General features: G+C 42.7%; 23 protein-coding genes and 2 pseudogenes. 13 read left to right on the forward strand and 12 right to left on the reverse strand.

The genetic code is table 11. From position 1 onward, the window contains the following. Positions 1-18: 18 nt before the first annotated feature. The 7 genes from A3KS_RS0103610 to A3KS_RS0103640 form a co-directional block, all read right to left on the reverse strand. Entirely contained in the window at positions 19-378 is a 360-nt protein-coding gene (locus A3KS_RS0103610) for a hypothetical protein (protein WP_026393757.1), read from the reverse strand. Between the two features lie 196 nt (positions 379-574). Then, positions 575-1,462: a fructose bisphosphate aldolase gene (locus tag A3KS_RS0103615; RefSeq protein WP_026393758.1), complete on the reverse strand. Its 888-nt coding sequence runs from the start codon at positions 1,460-1,462 to the stop codon at positions 575-577. A 146-nt stretch (positions 1,463-1,608) separates the two neighbouring features. Beyond that, positions 1,609-2,280 (reverse strand): epoxyqueuosine reductase, encoded by a 672-nt coding sequence (locus A3KS_RS0103620; RefSeq protein ID WP_026393759.1) that lies wholly within the window; start codon positions 2,278-2,280, stop codon positions 1,609-1,611. A 51-nt stretch (positions 2,281-2,331) separates the two neighbouring features. Continuing rightward, positions 2,332-3,039, reverse strand: coding sequence for an alpha/beta hydrolase (locus tag A3KS_RS0103625; protein WP_026393760.1), 708 nt, complete (start codon positions 3,037-3,039; stop codon positions 2,332-2,334). Positions 3,040-3,111: 72 nt separating this feature from the next. Next, positions 3,112-3,678 (reverse strand): DUF4256 domain-containing protein, encoded by a 567-nt coding sequence (locus A3KS_RS0103630; protein ID WP_207637741.1) that lies wholly within the window; start codon positions 3,676-3,678, stop codon positions 3,112-3,114. Positions 3,679-3,848: 170 nt separating this feature from the next. Next, entirely contained in the window at positions 3,849-4,475 is a 627-nt protein-coding gene (locus A3KS_RS0103635; protein WP_026393762.1) for a type 1 glutamine amidotransferase family protein, read from the reverse strand. Between the two features lie 170 nt (positions 4,476-4,645). Beyond that, the gene (locus A3KS_RS0103640; protein ID WP_035355104.1) at positions 4,646-5,464 is read right to left on the reverse strand and encodes a pentapeptide repeat-containing protein; all 819 of its coding nucleotides are present in this window, start codon (positions 5,462-5,464) and stop codon (positions 4,646-4,648) included. A 285-nt stretch (positions 5,465-5,749) separates the two neighbouring features. Between A3KS_RS0103640 and A3KS_RS0103645 the strand changes: the two genes are divergently transcribed. Next, positions 5,750-6,682: a helix-turn-helix transcriptional regulator gene (locus A3KS_RS0103645; RefSeq protein WP_026393764.1), complete on the forward strand. Its 933-nt coding sequence runs from the start codon at positions 5,750-5,752 to the stop codon at positions 6,680-6,682. Positions 6,683-6,711: 29 nt separating this feature from the next. Further along, complete coding sequence (locus tag A3KS_RS0103650; protein ID WP_026393765.1) at positions 6,712-7,461, forward strand: response regulator transcription factor; 750 nt, start codon at positions 6,712-6,714, stop codon at positions 7,459-7,461. A gap of 113 nt (positions 7,462-7,574) precedes the next feature. Here the strand turns inward: A3KS_RS0103650 and A3KS_RS19910 are convergent, their stop codons facing one another. Together A3KS_RS19910 and A3KS_RS0103660 are read right to left on the reverse strand one after the other, a co-directional pair. Continuing rightward, positions 7,575-8,501 (reverse strand): SDR family NAD(P)-dependent oxidoreductase, encoded by a 927-nt coding sequence (locus A3KS_RS19910; RefSeq protein ID WP_051355632.1) that lies wholly within the window; start codon positions 8,499-8,501, stop codon positions 7,575-7,577. A 124-nt stretch (positions 8,502-8,625) separates the two neighbouring features. Beyond that, positions 8,626-9,534 (reverse strand): 3-methyl-2-oxobutanoate hydroxymethyltransferase, encoded by a 909-nt coding sequence (locus tag A3KS_RS0103660; RefSeq protein WP_026393766.1) that lies wholly within the window; start codon positions 9,532-9,534, stop codon positions 8,626-8,628. Positions 9,535-9,946: 412 nt separating this feature from the next. Between A3KS_RS0103660 and A3KS_RS0103665 the strand changes: the two genes are divergently transcribed. From A3KS_RS0103665 to A3KS_RS0103690, 6 genes are all read left to right on the forward strand, one after another. Continuing rightward, the gene (locus tag A3KS_RS0103665) at positions 9,947-10,255 is read left to right on the forward strand and encodes a PadR family transcriptional regulator (protein ID WP_278247292.1); all 309 of its coding nucleotides are present in this window, start codon (positions 9,947-9,949) and stop codon (positions 10,253-10,255) included. After that, positions 10,252-10,599 carry a DUF1048 domain-containing protein gene (locus A3KS_RS0103670; protein ID WP_026393768.1) on the forward strand — a complete coding sequence of 116 codons (348 nt, stop codon included), beginning with the start codon at positions 10,252-10,254 and terminating at the stop codon, positions 10,597-10,599. Before A3KS_RS0103665 ends, A3KS_RS0103670 begins: the two co-directional genes overlap by 4 nt. A gap of 9 nt (positions 10,600-10,608) precedes the next feature. After that, the gene (locus tag A3KS_RS0103675) at positions 10,609-10,953 is read left to right on the forward strand and encodes a DUF1048 domain-containing protein (protein ID WP_026393769.1); all 345 of its coding nucleotides are present in this window, start codon (positions 10,609-10,611) and stop codon (positions 10,951-10,953) included. Positions 10,954-11,083: 130 nt separating this feature from the next. After that, entirely contained in the window at positions 11,084-11,551 is a 468-nt protein-coding gene (locus A3KS_RS0103680; RefSeq protein ID WP_026393770.1) for a helix-turn-helix domain-containing protein, read from the forward strand. Continuing rightward, positions 11,541-12,617, forward strand: a complete 1,077-nt coding sequence (locus A3KS_RS0103685) for an alpha/beta fold hydrolase (RefSeq protein ID WP_242834732.1) — start codon at positions 11,541-11,543, stop codon at positions 12,615-12,617. The genes A3KS_RS0103680 and A3KS_RS0103685 overlap by 11 nt, the downstream gene beginning before the upstream one ends. Positions 12,618-12,791: 174 nt before the next feature. Continuing rightward, positions 12,792-13,634 (forward strand): nitroreductase family protein, encoded by an 843-nt coding sequence (locus A3KS_RS0103690; protein ID WP_026393772.1) that lies wholly within the window; start codon positions 12,792-12,794, stop codon positions 13,632-13,634. A 226-nt stretch (positions 13,635-13,860) separates the two neighbouring features. Here the strand turns inward: A3KS_RS0103690 and A3KS_RS22285 are convergent, their stop codons facing one another. Further along, positions 13,861-14,388: a diguanylate cyclase gene (locus A3KS_RS22285; RefSeq protein WP_084504874.1), complete on the reverse strand. Its 528-nt coding sequence runs from the start codon at positions 14,386-14,388 to the stop codon at positions 13,861-13,863. Here A3KS_RS22285 and A3KS_RS23060 point away from each other — a divergent pair. From A3KS_RS23060 to A3KS_RS0103715, 4 genes and pseudogenes are all read left to right on the forward strand, one after another. Continuing rightward, positions 14,333-14,527: pseudogene (locus A3KS_RS23060) on the forward strand (MATE family efflux transporter); the annotation flags it as partial. The gene A3KS_RS22285 and the pseudogene A3KS_RS23060 sit on opposite strands and share 56 nt — an antisense overlap. Before the next feature lie 822 nt (positions 14,528-15,349). Then, positions 15,350-15,550, forward strand: a complete 201-nt coding sequence (locus tag A3KS_RS0103705) for a helix-turn-helix transcriptional regulator (RefSeq protein ID WP_026393774.1) — start codon at positions 15,350-15,352, stop codon at positions 15,548-15,550. After that, a complete protein-coding gene (locus A3KS_RS0103710) occupies positions 15,550-15,966 on the forward strand; it encodes a hypothetical protein (RefSeq protein ID WP_026393775.1) in 417 nt (138 codons plus the stop codon). The genes A3KS_RS0103705 and A3KS_RS0103710 overlap by 1 nt, the downstream gene beginning before the upstream one ends. A gap of 34 nt (positions 15,967-16,000) precedes the next feature. Beyond that, positions 16,001-16,627, forward strand: coding sequence for a hypothetical protein (locus A3KS_RS0103715; RefSeq protein ID WP_026393776.1), 627 nt, complete (start codon positions 16,001-16,003; stop codon positions 16,625-16,627). Positions 16,628-16,722: 95 nt separating this feature from the next. On the opposite strand, the gene A3KS_RS24245 is transcribed toward A3KS_RS0103715, so the two are convergent. Continuing rightward, the gene (locus tag A3KS_RS24245; RefSeq protein WP_423219231.1) at positions 16,723-16,974 is read right to left on the reverse strand and encodes a hypothetical protein; all 252 of its coding nucleotides are present in this window, start codon (positions 16,972-16,974) and stop codon (positions 16,723-16,725) included. 247 nt (positions 16,975-17,221) lie between these two features. On the opposite strand from A3KS_RS24245, the gene A3KS_RS0103725 reads away from it, so the two are divergent. Further along, complete coding sequence (locus tag A3KS_RS0103725) at positions 17,222-17,611, forward strand: DUF2089 domain-containing protein (RefSeq protein ID WP_026393778.1); 390 nt, start codon at positions 17,222-17,224, stop codon at positions 17,609-17,611. Between the two features lie 135 nt (positions 17,612-17,746). On the opposite strand, the pseudogene A3KS_RS23415 reads toward A3KS_RS0103725, so the two are convergent. Beyond that, positions 17,747-17,886: pseudogene (locus A3KS_RS23415) on the reverse strand (IS110 family transposase); the annotation flags it as partial.

The raw sequence follows: 17,886 nt of genomic DNA on the forward strand, positions 1-17,886 counted from the left end.
TTTTTCGTAAATAAGCCCTCATCCGATTGGTACAGCAAGGTTAGCATACATCGTCAATAAGCTCATTCCAATGATAACAACATATGGGGAATATTTAAACATTGGATCTTTAAGCAGCTCGACAAACATGATAAACAGTCCGACCAGGAAAGCGACCAGCCCGAAATCGAAAAATATGGCACTGATATTTATCATTTCCCAGGGCAACGTGATAAAATATATATAACTCGAATGAGAAAAACAGATCAAAAAACAAGCCAAAGCGACAAAGGCGTTTGACAATCTGATTGATCGTTCGATATTTTTTGTTGTTCTTGATAACATAATCAAATAAGCTACAATAATCATGGATCCGCTTATCAGCAACAGATCATTCATCGTCATCCCCCCATTTTAGCCTTTTCTTCCACATCAATCCCCGCTCAGTTCGAGGTTTCTCACCATCAACAACTTCACCGATTGTTCGTTTATTGTATCATGTTGTTCCCGAGTCGTCGAGCCCTGACAATCGTTCAAAAAATAAAGGCTGGCAAATAAATCAGTTATGCTAAGATTTATTTGCCAGCTTTTCAATTTATTTAATCGAGGCTTCGTAAATCGATTCGATCGATTCATCTAACATCTTGTTAAATTCTTCATCACTTTGGTTTACATTGAGTCCTTCAGTTAGTGCTCTTGAGAAACTGGCAATCAGTTTCGGATTTTTAGCCAGTTTTTTATTTGATTCTTCGCGGGAATAGCCACCCGATAAGGCAACCGTTCTGACAACATTCGGATGCGCAATAATCTCCTGATAAAAATTATCAACCTCGGGAATGGTCAGTTTAAACATAACCTGACAGCTCGCATCCACAGTTTTTAGGTACTCAAGGATTTCTTGCTTGAGGATGGCTTCCGCTTCAGCCTTATTCGGTGTATGAATATCAACTTCCGGCTCTAAGATTGGAATAAATCCGGCCGCTACAATCACTTTGCCCAGCTCAAATTGTTGTTCAACAATCGCCTTAATCCCGGTTGGGTTAGCTTCTTTTATGACCGAACGCATCTTCGTCCCGAAGATATGTCGATCTTTTGCCCGAATGAGTAACGCCTCAAGATCCGAAATCGGTTTCATTAATTGAACACCATTATCTACATCCAATAGACCTTTGTCTACTTTTAAAATTGGCACAATACCTTTCGTTTCCCAAAGATAATCGGCACTGTATTTTCCATCAACTTTTAAGTCCATTGTTTTTTCAAACAGGATCGCTGCCAGAATTCTTTCTTTGGTAAAAGCTGGACTTTTCATAATTCTTGATCGCATTTCATGAACCTTTTGGAACATCTCAGCTTCATCGGCATACGCTTCTTTGGGAATTCCATAAATTGCCAGCGCCTTTGGTGTACTGCCCCCACTTTGATCAAGGGCCGCAATAAAACCATTGTCATTTTTCATTCGTTCCAACTGTGACAAATTCATAACTACCTCCGTGTTTTATTTCTCCATTGTATTATACACCTTTTCAAAGCTTTTGACACCACCTTAGGGCTAAAGTTTACAAAAGAATTTATGCCGGGACTTTTTTGACCCCGTGAATGTGGTTATTTTTCAGTGTTTACACCGCCTTAGTTTCCAAATCGCATCGGGCATACCGTACGGCACTGATTGCATGGAACGGTGTCAAACCCTCGTTCTGTTTCTCCATAGGCGTTGTGCCGGCATAATTTTTGAATAACAGATTCTTCTTTTATTGCTTGAATCGGACAGTTTTTTATACATAAATTACAACCGTCAATGCAAATGGATTCGACATAGTCATCTGATTCTAATTCGAGATTTGTCAGGATTACGCCGATGGTTAACCGATTCCCGAATTTTGCATTGAGTAGTAAGGTGTTTTTACCTAAGTTTCCAATCCCAGCATTTACGGCAGCATGTTTCATCGAGATTAAACCACGCCCTTCCATTTTTTCACTGTCCCAATAGTCATAGGGGCCATCACACGGCATTGGAACAGCTACCCCATCATAGCGATCTTCGATTATTCTTGCTGCGGTCATTGTAAGCTTATCGACTTCTGGAGTTGTCAAATAATTAAAATGCCCATATATCAAATCAGATTTAACCTCAAACAAACCTTTTGGCAAGGCAAAACCCATCACTACGACAGATTTGCAATCTTGATAACAATCACAAGGGTGAAACCCCTCAGGAGCATCAATAAATCTATCAATATTTGCAAAACCACATACATCAGCCCCCAGGTCTAAAACTATTTTTCTTATTTCTTCTTTCAATTCTCCCTCCTTTTCTACGACATCCTATTACGCCTTAAAACAGAATTTGATTTAAACATTGATATGATTTTCTATCCAGCGGCTAAAAAAAGCCAATTGTTCTTCTGTATGAAAGTAATGTTCACCATGTTCCATTACGGTTAGCTCACAATTAAATTGCTGTGCAAAGTTCGAAACCGTATCAAATTCACACAAATCATCATCTGAGCCATAAAGAATTGCAGTTGGCTTATTCCAGGAATTTATCGGATGTTCTTTGACATAGCAATAATAATCCCAATATAACACCTGTCCGATCGGCGTTGCAACTTCTTTTTCAGCTTGTAACTGCGCCGCGCTGATGCTAAACCACGACATCATATTGTTAATAATTCGCTCCATATCGACAACTGGTGAAAGGAATAGGCAATGACTCAAATCATCATCCTTGTATGCAAGCAAACTAAAATACGCACCCATGCTACAGGCAAACAAACTGATCTCATCCCATTTTGTTTTTGCACATTCCATAATGGCAGCAAGATCTTTGACGCAATTTTGGACCTTGCATGGGGTTGGATCATTCTTACGTTCACCATGCTCAGGCAGATCAAAGCTAAGTACCTGATACCCTAGTTGGCTTGCTTTTTCAGCAAGGATCACAATAACCTCATCCGATTTGTTTGACATATTTCCGTGTACGGCGATAAATACTTTAGGGGAATTCTCGCCCCAAATAATCGCCGGAATGCCATCTATTGTTAATTTTTGTTTTATCATTTTACCCTCTATCATATCTGGTTATTAAAATTTAGCGTTAATTTTATTCGCTATTCACTTTTCCATTTAAACTTAGAATCTCAACGCGCCACGAAAACCTCTGACCCCATAGTAAGAAGGAGCGCTGTTGTGATAGATAAAGACGTGGTCGTAACGGCGATCACCAAAGAGCGCCCCGCCGAGTTTTCTGATCTCAGCCGGTGTTTTCACCCAGCTTGACGTTTTCGTATCAAAACTCCCCAATTTTTGTAATTCCCGGTATTGTTCTTCAGTTAATAGCTCAATGTCCATGGCGGTTGCCATATCAATGGCGCTATTCTCCGGTTTATGTTCTTTCCGTGAATCCAACCCTTCACGGTCGTAACAAACATTTCTACGGCCTTTGGGACTTTCTGCCGAGCAATCATAAAAAATGTATTCCTTCGCATTCTGATCATAGCCAACTACATCCGGTTCACCGCCGGTTTTTTCCATTTCATTGAGTGACCATAGTTTTTCTGGCTTAATTTCCAGTTTTGCCTGAATCTCAGCCCAGGTTAAACCTTGATGACGGTTCATATTTTTCTCGAAGCGGGCGCTCAAAAGGCTGAGCAACTCATCGCGCTGTTCTGAGGGTAATTCCCATTTTACCTTTTTCATCATGAAACCTCCTTGAAATTATCAAACTTTTTCTATCTTGATGCTTCTTCATTCCTTTGTTTTTGCGACAACATGCGTTTTTATAATTGATCGATATTCACACACATGATATTATTTATTTTTTCACGCAGTTGTTCCTTATTCCAGTCTTACCAACAAAACGACCTTCACTATTGTATCGAGTTCATCAACGCAAAAAAATACTCCGATTCATGGGTTTTATAAAGCGGATACCAGGCCTCTAATGTTTCTGGCGAAAAGACCGCCAAAGCTTTCAGAACTTCCACCGTAAATTCCAATGGCGCAACTCCGGTCGCTGTGATTAAGTTTCCATCCGTAACCGCTGGGTCATTTTTGTAATATGTTTCACCTTGATAATCCGGACAGACCATTTTGAGATATCCCAGATCATTGCTTGTATGGTATCTGGAATCCAGCAACCCATTCTTGGCAAGTCCCATTGTCGCACCACAGATGGCGGCCACAATCCTGTCTTCTTTAATACATTGCTCGGCTTTATTGAGGATCGGTTCGTGGATTGCCTCTAACCAGGTATCTCCGCCGGGTAAAATCAGAGCATCTGCACTTTTTAAATCGCACTCTGCCACACTGATATCCGGTAATATTTTCAAACCGCCCATGGTCGTAACTGGTGTCGCATCAACGCCTACGGTTACTATTTTGCATGGCGTTATCCCCTTTTTAAAAAATCTGCCGGTGTTAAGTTCCGCCGTTAAATATCCAACTTCCCAATCTGCCATGGTATCACAGACATAAAGATATATCGTTCTAATCATTTTAATTTTCTCCTCTTATAATTTCGTCATCTTATCATGATTTTCTTTTATTATTTTTTTGTGCCATCAAATAATTGCCGCAACGCATCGAACCAAAACAAACAATGCCGGGATAATGGCCTTTACGCCCGTTGTCCCGCCTTCAACAGATTAGACCAGCCTGACTGAGATCAATCCCAACTGCCAGGTCGGCATAAATTTGACGGAAGTTTGGTTTTAGCATTGCCCCGGGCAGCATTGATCTGCATCTGTGTCAAAAAAACACTACCCCTTAAATCGGTGTTTTTGATGTTTGCGTCCCGCAAATCGGCACCCAGAAAATTAGTTCCTGTCAGGCTGCAGCCTTCCAGATTTGCCGCAATCATCAATGCCATACTAAAATTTCGACCATTAAGATTCACCCGTTTAAAATTTTTACCAAAATAATCTTTGCGCTCTGACTTGTCAAAAGAATCGGCTGCCAGTTGATTACTTACCTTTTTTAACACCTGATTAACACCGGTTTGATAGTTTGTTAGATCAATCTGTAGAATTTCAGCCGGAGCCAATGCGGTCATTTGATTGTTTTCGGCAATCAGAGCCTCAATCTCTGCGCTGACCCGTTTATCCGTGACCAAAGACGACGCCTCCAATAAATACCAGGCCATCTGATGAAGTTGAAAAACAATCATAAAGACCTGAAAGATTTCATTGGCCTTTTCCGGATTGGTTTTCCAGTTTTCATTGGCATAACTGCTTTGAGTCACTTTTTGACCGGCCCCAAAACAATCATATGCCAGACAGCCCCTCATTTTTTTATTTGCCAGCTGCCCATGGATATCACAGCAAAAATCTGCCCTCAAATGTTTGCAGGGTACCCCCGCTTGCTTATTATCGGGAAACCCATCTGTTTTCATACAATATAAGGCGATGCAACATAGACCGCTGCATTTTTCACAATCAATGCGCAGCGCCGCCTCTAAATCAGCATATTTGCTATTATTTTTCATTCGATCCCACCTCATGTCTTGCCCTAACAAATCTTTTTTCATCATGTTATCCGTTTGGATTTCATCGTTTATCTATGAATTAATTCATATTATATCGCACCCCCCGAACTAATCACAACCGGAATTATTATCCCCTAAAGCCCGGTTCTTCTTTTTTATCAACATCGTGGTTCCTCCTGATCGGTCGATTGATTTGGTTGCTTTTTTATTATACCTTGCAATTGTTGACAGCAGTATGGCAACAATCTATAATGATAACAAGAAATTTGGGAAGGCGGCGATCCGATGAAAGTTGACAGGCTTGTTAGCATTATTATGATACTTCTTGATAAAAAGCGTATCGGCGCACAGGAGTTAGCCGATCTGTTTGAAGTTTCACCCCGGACAATCTACCGCGACATCGACACCATCAACATGGCGGGTATTCCTGTTCGCGGGGCATCGGGAGTGGGCGGCGGCTTTGAAATCATGCCGGAATACAAGATTGATCGAAAAGTTTTTTCGACTGCCGACCTTTCCGCGATCTTGATGGGGCTTTCCAGTCTTTCCAACATGATAAGAGGTGATGAACTGGTCAACGCTCTTGCGAAAGTCAAGAGTTTTATCCCCGCCGACAGAGCCAAAGACATCGAATTAAAAGCAAATCAAATCGTTATCGATTTAAGTCCGTGGATGGGCAACCGGAACATCCAACCCTATTTAGAAATGATCAAAACAGCTTTACAAGAAAGCAAGCTGCTTTCGTTTGAATATGCCGATCGCTACGGAAATAAAACCACCCGAACAGCCGAGCCGTATCAGCTGGTATTAAAAAGTAGTCATTGGTACTTACAAGGCTATTGCCATAAAAGAAATGATTTTCGCTTGTTTAAACTATCCCGCACATCAAACCTCCAGATACAAGCGGAATTTTTTACGCCACGAGATTATCAAAAACCGCAGTTAGATTTTTCTGATATTTTGGCAACGATGCAAACAAAAATAAAAATTCGGATTCATCAATCGGTCATGGACCGGGTCCTTGATTATTGCACTTATGAACACTTTTCGCCAGACGGTGAGGAGCATTTCATTGTTAGTTTTCCTTTCATCGAGAACGAATACCATTACACTATTCTTTTCAGTTTTGGGGATAAATGCGAGTGTTTAGAGCCGTTACATATCCGCACCGAAATGAAGCGTAGAATACATGACCTCGCGATCCTATACGAAAGTTAATACCTGGAATAAAAAGGGAAGGAATGAAGATGAATACCAATGTAAATATCCCGTGGCAAAAAATTTATGAGTTTACCCTGACCTGCGGAAATGTCCATGACCTGAAAGCCTTTTCCGCTGAAATTCTGGCCGCCCTCGGGGCTCTGTGCGACTTCGATCAGTCCCTTGTCTATTTTTTGGATGGCAATGGCAAGGTGTGCAATCAGTATCTCCACAATATCGACAAACAATGGAGTACCATGTACCTTGAATACTACTCAAAAAGTAAGACAGGCTATTATAGCCTGGTGAAAAACTTACGGGAAAATCCTGCTAAACCAACCATCAATATCCGGGCCTGGGAAAAAGAACCGCCCACCGAGTTTGTTTCTAATTATATTCATCCCCGAGGTGTTAAATACTCCCTTGGTTTTGCGCTGTTTGATCTAAACGGCAAACCACGGACCTTATTTGCCCTGGACAAAACAAAAGCTGAAAACTTCACCGAGACTGAGTTTATGACCCTGTCCCTGGCGGTTCCGCAATTAAACAATCTGCATAAGAATTTTTTCACACAGCAGACCAGCCGACAAGCTGTCGATCAGATTTCCTGGGACACCACAAACCTGACCGCCCGGGAGATTGAGATCACCAATCTGCTATGCCAGGGGATTTCACCGGCGGTCATCAGTCAATCGCTTTATATCTCCCAGTCCACCACCAATAAACATATCGCTCATATCTATGAAAAGATGCATGTTTCCAACCTCCAGGAACTGCTCGTCCGGTTGCTGGCTTAAGCAGAACAATTTATCGCTAAATAAAAGCCCCCTGGCGTAGTCGCCTTTAGGATGAGCGTCTACGCCAGGGGGATCAAATCACGATCTATTTAATTATGGAGTGACCCCTTTAGTTAGTCCTGTTTCGGTCCCGGGACACAGCCGGCAACCGTGTAACTCCATGGCTTCGCCTGATAACTGAGCAACGAACCACCATCCACATCAATGGTCTCACCAACGATGAAGTCCGACATGGCGGTACACATCGCCAATACCACCAGCGCCACCTCGTCAGGATTCATGGCCATCGGCGTCTCGCGGCCGTATTTACCGCGTTCCTCGGCAAACTCCGGTCCATACAGACCAACTGCTTCGGCAGCATTGGTCAGGGCTCCGGCTGTCAGCATCCCACCAGGCGCGACACAGTTGACACTGATGCCATATTGGCGCAGTTCTTTGGCAATTCCTTTGGTCATACTGACAATTGCCCCCTTGGCCGCATTATAGTGGGTCATCGTACCCAATTTAGCGGCGTCAGAACCTTTATGAGCAACCGAAGAAATGAACACAATTTTGCCCTTGGTCTTCTGCGCAACCATCACCCGGGCGGCTGCCTGAGCAATGAAATATTCACCCTTTAAATCGGTGTTGATCACCGCATCAAACGCTGCTTCTGGCATATCCAGAAACGAATACATCGACCATACCGCCGCATTGGCCACGACAATATCAACGCTGCCGTATTGTGCCACTGCATAATCAACTGCGGCATAACAGTCAGACACCTTGGCTACATCGGTCTGGAACCACCTTACTTCAAAATCTCTGGCCCGAAAATCGGCCTCGGCCTTCATACCGGTCATTTCTTTTCGCGATGCAATGACCACCCGCACGCCGGCCTCAGCTAAACGGTTTACGACGTTATAACCCAGCCCGGTGGCGCCACCGGTTACGATCGCCACCTTACCCGCCAGATCCTTGCCGAACACTTCCGGTAGACTACGAATTTGCTGGGTACTTTTCTCAGCCATTGCTAAGATTGTATTGGCATCCATTTTCATAAAATCGTCTCCCCTAACTTATCACCTGAAATTATTTGCATTTTTGTTTTAATCGGCGAATGAACCGGTTACACGCAACTCAGTTCATCTGCCCATCTTGCTCTTTCTGAGGATTACCGTCTGACTATCGGACCGTGTACTTTTGTTCCAACTGGTTCAGGAATTTGTCAAGTTCCTGCGCATCCATGTGAAAACCGTGCTTATCTTCGGGATATACACCGGTGCGAACGTCGTTGGCCCAGCCAGCGTATGCCGTCGCGGCCCATTTAAAGAAGTCGCCATAAGCCTTGGCATGTGCAGCCGCTGAAGGCATCATATTGAAGGTATCAAAGTCAACCATTTCGGAACCGTCAGCATCACCACCGGCACAGATAGCCACTACCGGCACACTCAGCTTTTTGGCGATGGCGTTGGTAACTTCGATGGGCGTCAATTCAATGGTCATCCCCATCATTCCATTTTCCTGATACTCATAAGCCATCCGGAAGACATCCATGGCGTCTTCCGCGGTTTTGCCCAGACGCTTGTAGCCACCATGCCGACTAGTCTGCCAGCCCGACAGCGCCCCGACGTGACCGAACACAACCAGATGGTTATCGGCCATATACTTCAGGGTCTCGTTACTGACACCCATCGGGAGTAGGGAATCAGCGCCGTTGGCCATATACAGGGAGCCGTTTTTTAATGCCTCTTCTTTAGAGCAATAGGTCGGGGTCTGCATATAGAAGTTAAGATGGATCAGTTGTGCCGCACTGCGGACGTCGCGAATCCGCCAGCTGGCGTTGGCAATCTGCATCTCGGTGTTCTCACCGGGAGTCGTCAGGCGACAGATGTCGCAGTCCGCCATTTCAGCGGCCATCACAAAATACTTGTCGCGGTCGGCTGGGCACATCTGCACAATCTTCTCGCCATTATCCTTCTTCTCCTGAAGATAGGCGATTGATTTTCGGCCTTTTTTCATCTTGGACGCTTTAACACCGGCTTTTTCTTCTTTACTGATTTCGACTTCGTTGTTTCCTGTTTCTGTTGACATATGAAATCCTCCTTTTAATTTGGGTCGCAGCCCAACATTTCAAACACGTCCGAACGCCACATCCTTTTTAGATGGTTGGTGTCCGTTTGCCACACGACCACAATCTTATTTGTTAATCGTGTAATCCTTTTCATGTTTCGCTTGGGTTAACTATATCAAAAAGAGTTTTATCGAGTAATTAGCAAGTTTACGTATTAAAAATCATTAATTTTACCTATTTTGTGAGCAATAAAAACGTGATATATTTAAAAATTTATCAAAATTGCAATATTAAATTAGATAACCCATCCAGTAATATTTTCCCATTATCAAAAAACGGCTCTTTACAAACCAGCTATTTAGTATTACTATATAGCTGTAGTAAGTAATACTAAATAGTGTGGAGGTGATTATCCTGGAAAACTTAACGGAGATGTTCAAAGGCCTGCTTGAGGGCTGTATTCTTGAGATTATTAGTGGCGGCGAAACCTATGGCTATAAAATCACGCGGCGGTTGAATGCGCTGGGCTTCACCGATGTTGTCGATGGAACAGTCTACACCATTTTGGTGCGGCTTGAGAAGAACAAACTCGTCGATATCGAAAAAAAACCGTCCGATATGGGGCCACCGCGCAAGTTTTATGTGCTAAACGACGCCGGGCGCAGAGAACTGCAGCAATTCTGGGAAAAATGGGCGTTCGTATCATCAAAAATAAACGAGTTAAAGGAGACCAAACCATGACTTTTTGGGAAAAAATTACCGGTAATGACATGACTAAAGAATTGCAGACTTTTGAATCCCGAGCCCAAAAGCTGCCGAAAGATTATCAGGCGGCCTGGGAAAAAATTAAAGCCGATCTCTGGCCCCACTCCGATTTCACGGGTCGCAACCTGATGCCAATTCTTGACGGGGTGCTGGGCCTGCTGGAAGAAACAGCGGCCGACGGTCAGCGTGTTCAGGAGGTTTTAGGTGACGATATCAAAGGCTTCTGTTCAGCCCTGGTCGGCGAAGAAGGGGCCAACGCTTATCGCGATAAGTGGCGCGAGCAACTTAACGATAATATCGCTAAAAAATTAGCTAAGTAGGAGGCTAAAATGAAAATTCAAGATATCATTGAAGGTAAAAAAGAATGGCGGGCACACATGGCCCGGGTCAAAGCGCTCCCGCAAGATTATCAGATTGTTTATAAAGAGATTCAAAAATATCTCTTTAAGGTCGGTCCGGTTGAGCTAACCGAGGGAACGGAGTTGCTCTCGGGGATTGTCGATCTTTTTGAAGAAGGTGTGGCTCTGGGGAAAGGCGTGCTCGAAGTGACAGGCCGTGACGTAGCGGCTTTCTGTGACGATCTAATCAAAGATTCAAAAACATACGCGGACATCTACCAAGCATCGGTTGCTCAAGAAGTCAATCAGGCCATGAAAAAGATTGCAAAAACCTAAAAGCGGCAAAAGCGATACCTCATAATCCCCTTAACGCAACTAATGCTGACATTTTTTGTGCCATTATGTTAACATCAATTGATGGATGTCATTGCCAAAACCTGCTAAAATAGGCACAGGTGGTGAAAATATGAAAAATGTGATTAGTATGAATTTACAGACCCTACGAAAAACTCATCAGTACACGCAGGAAGATGTGGCCGAAAAGATCGCCGTTTCCCGGCAGTCCGTTGCTAAATGGGAAAACGGCGAAAGCTTACCGGATATGAATAAATGCATTGCCCTGGCTCAGCTTTATAACATTTCCCTTGATACCCTCGTCAATGGCACCGAAACAGCCGGAGTACCTCTACCGCCAAAAGGCAAGCACGTTTTTGGTACGGTGATTGTTGGCGAGCGGGGGCAAATTGTCATTCCCAAAAAAGCCCGGGAAGTCTTCCAGATCAATCCCGGCGACAGTCTGATAATTCTCGGTGATGAGAATCAGGGCGGGCTGGCGCTGATTGACGCCAATCGATTTATCAGTCAGTTTGAATTTGTTAAACAAGGTTTGGGCTATGCCGATCATACCACTAAGGATAACGAAAGTGAAGATTAAAAAAATGCAAGTAGTCCTGATTGTTTTGGTTTTTGTGGTAATCGGCATTACCGGTGTCCTTGGTTATTTTTTTTACAGCAACTTACATCCGATTGATGATCGCTATCTCCAACAGACTATCGCCGCTGGCTTTACTGAACAAACGGCCACGCTGGATAATGGTTCGGTTATTAATTATGGCGAGGGGCCCGATAACGGCCCCGCTCTGCTGTTAATCCACGGACAGGGCGTTTCCTGGGAGGATTATACCGCCGTTCTGCCCGAATTATCGAAAAACTATCATGTCTTTGCGGTGGACTGCTTTGGCCACGGTCAATCCAGTCATGATCCCGCGCTTTATTCCTGTGCGGCCAACGGCCAGGCGCTGATCGCATTTATGGAGCGTGTTATCGGTGAACAATGCTTTGTCTCTGGTCATTCTTCCGGCGGGATCCTGGCTGCCTGGCTTGGTGCCAACGCACCGGAGCTGGTCAGCGGCGTTCTACTTGAAGACCCCCCACTCTTTTCCGTGACCCCTGAGGAAATGCAGGAAGGATCGGGCTGCTTTGCCTGGCAGGATACCTTCACGACCATTCATAGCTTTCAAAATCAAACGGATGAAACAGATTTTGTTGTCTACTATTTTAAGCATGGCTATATGGTTTCCCTTTTTGGTGGCCTAAAAGAGCCGGTGGCAGCGGCCGTTGCGACCTTCCGCGCTGAACATCCCGGTCAGGGGCCCAGAATCTACTGGATCCCCTATTCCTGGCTGCGACTGATGAATACCATTGATAACTATGATTTGGCCTTTGGCGAGACCTTTTACGATGGTTCATGGATGAACGGGATCGATCAGGAAGCAATGCTAAAAATGATTTCGGCTCCGACAATTTATCTCAAAGCCGAAACGAATTACGGTCAGGACGGAGTTTTGTACGCTGCCAACAGCGATGAAGATGCCCACAAGGTTCAGGCTTGCCTCTCCGATTGCGAAACCATGACCATCAAATCCGGTCATGATATCCATTATGAGCATCCCGACTTTTTTATTTCCGCAGTAAAAAACCTGGAAAGCAAAACAAAATAATCCGCGAGCCCGCCTGGCCGCTACGGCCCCCAAACAAACAGAACCAACAGAAAAATTTCTGTTGGTTCTGTTTATTTGGGGGCAATGATATCTTTTCATTGACAATTGCGATTGCATTGTGTAAAATATAATTGTCTAAAATTTACATGGATTGTTATCCTAAGGAGAATCACAATGAAGATAAATTTTCCCGTTGAAGAAACAGTAAAAAAGCGATATAGCGTCAGAAACTATAAGGATCAGGCGATTGAATCCGATAAACTAAAAGCCATTGAAGTTTTCATTGCTTCATTGGAAAATCCCTTTGGTCCAAACATCAAGTTTCATACCCTTGATATCAAAACCGGTCCAAACACCCAAAAGCTTGGTACCTATGGGGTCATCAAAGGTGCCAGTCACTATATTGGTACGACGATCACCCCGGAACCGCTGGCCCTGGAAGCGTTGGGCTATGAATTTGAAGCCCTGGTCCTCTATCTGGCCGATCTGGGTCTCGGCACGTGTTGGCTGGGTGGCACCTTTGACCGGCAGAGTTTTTCCAATGCGATGCAAATCGAAGCTGGTGAAATTTTCCCAATCATCACCCCCGTTGGGTATGCGGCCGACCATAAGCATTTTAAAGAAAAAGCGATGCGCAAACTGATCAAAGCTGATCAACGGAAAGAGTGGCCGCAATTGTTTTTCAGCAATGATTTTCAGTCGCCACTGACGGCCGCTGTGGCTGGCGACCTGGCCTTTGCCCTGGAAATGGTGCGATTGGGACCATCGGCATCCAATAAACAACCCTGGCGCGTTATCTTAATCGATGGCAACTGTCATTTTTATGAGGCGAAGGAACCGGGCTACAGTAAAGCCTTTTCTTATGATATCCAGCGGGTCGATCTGGGCATTGCCGCCGCCCATTTCGATTTTGCCATGAAAGAACAGAAAATTGACGGGCATTTTATCACCTCGGCTCAACCGGAAATTGATTTGCCTAAGCATATGGAATATGTCTTTTCGTGGATCAGGGATTAGTTTACCCGCTATTTTTTGAATGGCGGATATGTCCTGTATGAGGACCATCCGCCGCATTCCTTTTTGTTCCCAATCTGAGATGTTATTTCTTCAATCGGCACTTATGACGATTGCATGTCTCCTATCCCTTTTTATCATTTTTTAACTATCTTTTGCCGTTGGACTCGATTATCCAGGAAACCTATCAGCAGTCAACTGAAACCAGCAAGCCGATCAGCCCTATCATTTACTTCACAATTTTATTTCGGCCCTTTTCTTTTGCACAATAGAGAAGAGAATCCGCCCGGCTAATCATTTTATTTAAATCCTCTCCGGCATTTTCAACAACGCCCCCGCTAACCGTAATGGTATAACCCTTACTAAAATCCCAGATCATCTTTTCAATCTTTTCTCTGATCATATTTGCGAAGATATATGCGGTCTCCAAATCAGTTTTAGGCATAATAACAAGAAATTCTTCGCCGCCATGGCGGCCAAAATAATCGGTTTTTCTTATCGTATTGCTGACATTATGACTTGGCGATACCCGCATGGGAAAAAACTTGTTAATAATTGTCATTAAAATAAATGACACGCCAAAGCTCCAGACAAATGCCGCCGTCACGCCCAGTATTTGAATCATGACCTGATTGGAACGGGTCATCCCAAATTCTAGCAAATAACTATCCTGAATGAAGATTCCGGTGGTTATTGTCTGCACTATCATTTTTCTAAATCCTATTCTGAAGCTTTTAGGTGCAACTGAGAGCATCATGCCTTATGCTGTAACTTATGCAAGCATTTATGTCATTTCATCAATTTTTAACGTATTTAATGTAACAATGAATAATATCGTGACCAGCGAAGGTGCTGCCAAAACCACGATATTTGCAATGTTGGCAGGTGCTGTACTGATCAATACCAGTTTCTATAAGCGCTTTTTTTAATCTCCATGATGATATTTTTTATCAACCATAATATTCCTCCTGCAATCTAAAAAAGATTTGAAATGACTATTCTGGGAAATTCTTACGCAGCTCTGAGTGGTTCAGTGTACGCTTGCAATAAATGAAATCAAACAATAGTATTTTTTGAATGAAAAAAATTGTTCGATTTAACATTTCATTGGTATTTTAAATATAAGTAGCATCGGATATCGACCTAACACGAACTGAACAAAAACGAAATTGCCCCAAAGACAGCTAATAGGAGGAAATCTGTTTGGAGAAAACGGTGCATCGTCACATTAATAACGGCTTGTCTAGTCTTATCGATTTCAATCACCGCTTACGCTATTGAAGTCAAAAGATATAATGCAATTGAGAAATCCATGCTACAGACCATACCAAGATGCCATGAACTATAAACTAAATATTTTCAACTTTTTCAAAATCATTCATCCTTTTGTCCGAACATAAAGAATTCCTTACCTTCTATAGAGCAGAGTGTTACATCAGCGCTGCCTTGGCGAACCAGTCACCAAGGCAGCGCTTTTTAAATACCGTAAGGGCTATTTCGCCCAACCGACATGGAAAGTCAGCTTGACATGATGTGCTTTTTATGATATTTTACCTATGTAAAGCGTACTTTCCATTGCATAAATGAAAATATTCCCCCCCAGCCGTGCTGGAGAAGCAGATGCAAGCGAAATTCTGAAAAAATTAGCGCATACACAGGGTAAAAATAATCGAAGGAGCAGTATACGCGGATCATGTGTTGTGTACTGAGGTGATATTTTGAAGAATCGACTCGAAGAAATACGGAAGCAGCATGGTATTAAGCAGGAAGAACTTGCTACTGCTTTGGAGGTATCCAGACAAACGATTGGCTCTCTTGAAAATGGGAGATATAATCCATCCATCATCCTAGCGTTTAAAATCGCACGCTTTTTTGATATGTCAATTGAAGAACTATTTATCTATGAGGAGGAACAGTAATGAAAAGAAAAACATCATTTTATGTTGTAATGCTGATTACAGGTATCTGCTGTATTATCGCAAGCCTCTTTTTTAATGGTGAGGAAGTAAAGCCCATAGCAGGTATTTTAATCGGAATCGGTTTTGGTTTTTTGGGATTGAGTCTATCGAACCTGATGATGAAACATATGGAACGTAAAAATCCAGAGCTTGAAAAGCAGGCTAAAATTGACTTTAACGATGAACGAAACACCATCATTCGTAATCGTGCAAAGGCTAAAGCTGGCGACATTACGCAGTGGTTGATTATGGGAATCGCATACATAACGATTCTTATTTTGGCACCTTTATGGGTTACCTTAGCGGTGGTGGTCGTGTTCCTGACTTACAATATCATCGGTCTTTATCTGATGAACAAATACCAAAAGGAAATGTGATGGTTTACGCCATTCACGGTAAGGAGACAAGTTAATGCTGAGATATTTTCGTGAAAAACTAAGTAGTAACAGTATAAAGCAACGCGTTCTTTTTTCAATGCTATTATTTCTGGCACTGTTTTTGGGAGTAGTGGTCATAAGCTACTTTTTTCTTCCTGAAGGATTACTGAAAAGTAAAAACCCCTTGCTAAATTGGGAGACCTCTAACAATACTTTTACTCTGACGCTGCAAATTTTCTTTTATAATATGCTTTCTGTGTTAGTTATTGTCTTAGGAAGTCTATTTGGTCAAAAAAAAGAATCCGAAGCAACCTATCTTTCGATCGGCTACCTGGCCCTTTTTACACAGTTTTGTATCAACGGAATCGTCTTGGGAACCTGGTCTTTTTCAATGGCAGGCGAAGCTATTCCGTTGCTGGAAAGGATTGTTCGCACCTTTGATCTAACCCATCGGGCTGGGCTTTGGGAGATGCTGGGGCAGTTGCTGATCACCTGTGCAGTCGCCCACATCGCTACGGTATTGACCAACGGTAAAAAAACGGTGACCCGAAAAATCAGGGATATACACCTGTCCACCGCCGAAAAAATTGTCTTGATGACAGGTCTTGGGTTGATGCTGGTAGGCGCTATTATTGAGAGCATCGCTATTAATAGCTTATAGTGCACCGGAAAATTCTTTGTACTCTTTTCTTAAAATCAAAAACCATCCTATCAACTTCGCTTTTCATTGTCATCATTAGAATTCTGCCAGGGATGTTATCTTCCTAAAAAAACAAACCCAGCCAACATGATCTCAATTACCTTTGTTAATAGTTCCGGCAAACACGACTTGAAAAAAAATGCAGCCCTCCAATCACCTTGTTCAAAATCCACAAAAAAATCACTGTTTCCCACAATCCCATGAAATGATTCGCCAAACATCAGCTCAAAACCAATAAACCAAAAAGCCGCAACCGATAAAACAAAATCCGACATATTCTTAATAGTAATCTTTGCAGAATAAAATATATTAGTCTATGTCACTAATAAACGACTTTTTCGTTTTTAGACTACCACATCACACTATGTTATACAATCCTTATTTTTTTGCTATACGACCCCCAAAAGTTATTCGTGATCTTTTTCACAGATCACACCAGCGCCATGACCATATTAATATATTCAATGTACAAATTAATTATTTTAACTTTTATATTGACATATTTAATTTAAAGCAGTATATTATAATCAAATAAGCAGAGGAATGGTGAAAAGAATGAAATACAAAGCTCCCGGCAGATGTCCTATCTGTGGTGAAAAACTTTCCATAACCAAACTAAGTTGTTCTAAGTGTGCCACCACCATTGAAGGTCATTTTGAGCCTTGTGAATTCTGCCGTCTACCAGATGAAGATCTTAACTTTATCAAAATATTCATCAAGTGTCGGGGAAATATCAAGGATGTTGAAAAAGAGCTGGGCATCTCTTATCCGACAGTACGCGGTAAACTGGATACGGTTATCAGAGGTCTGGGCTATGAAGTGCCCTCAAAGGAACTGATCAAGGAAAACGAAAATAAAACAGCCGCCCGAAATGAAATCCTGGATCAATTGTCAAACGGTGAAATCACTTCAAAAGAAGCAACCGAACGCATAAAAAATTTATAAAGAAAAGACTTGTGGTAATAAGTCAATATAATGTTTAAGAAAAATTTAGAGCTGTTTTTTAAAAAAGGCATCACTAAACAGACCTAATACTATTAGGCTTTTAAAAGGATATGCGCATCGATTTATTAATCGATACTACACACTCCTTTCCGGTGCATAGAGTTGGTGGTTGCGTAGTAGCACATCCACCATGCGCACTAGTTTTCTTGCGGTAAGAACGAGGGCTCGTTTGTGCTGATGTTTGGGAACTTCATGATATTTTTTGAGATAGTATT

This window comes from Acetobacterium malicum subsp. dehalogenans DSM 11527 (genome assembly GCF_000472665.1).
GTDB classification, from domain to species: Bacteria; Bacillota; Clostridia; order Eubacteriales; family Eubacteriaceae; genus Acetobacterium; species Acetobacterium malicum.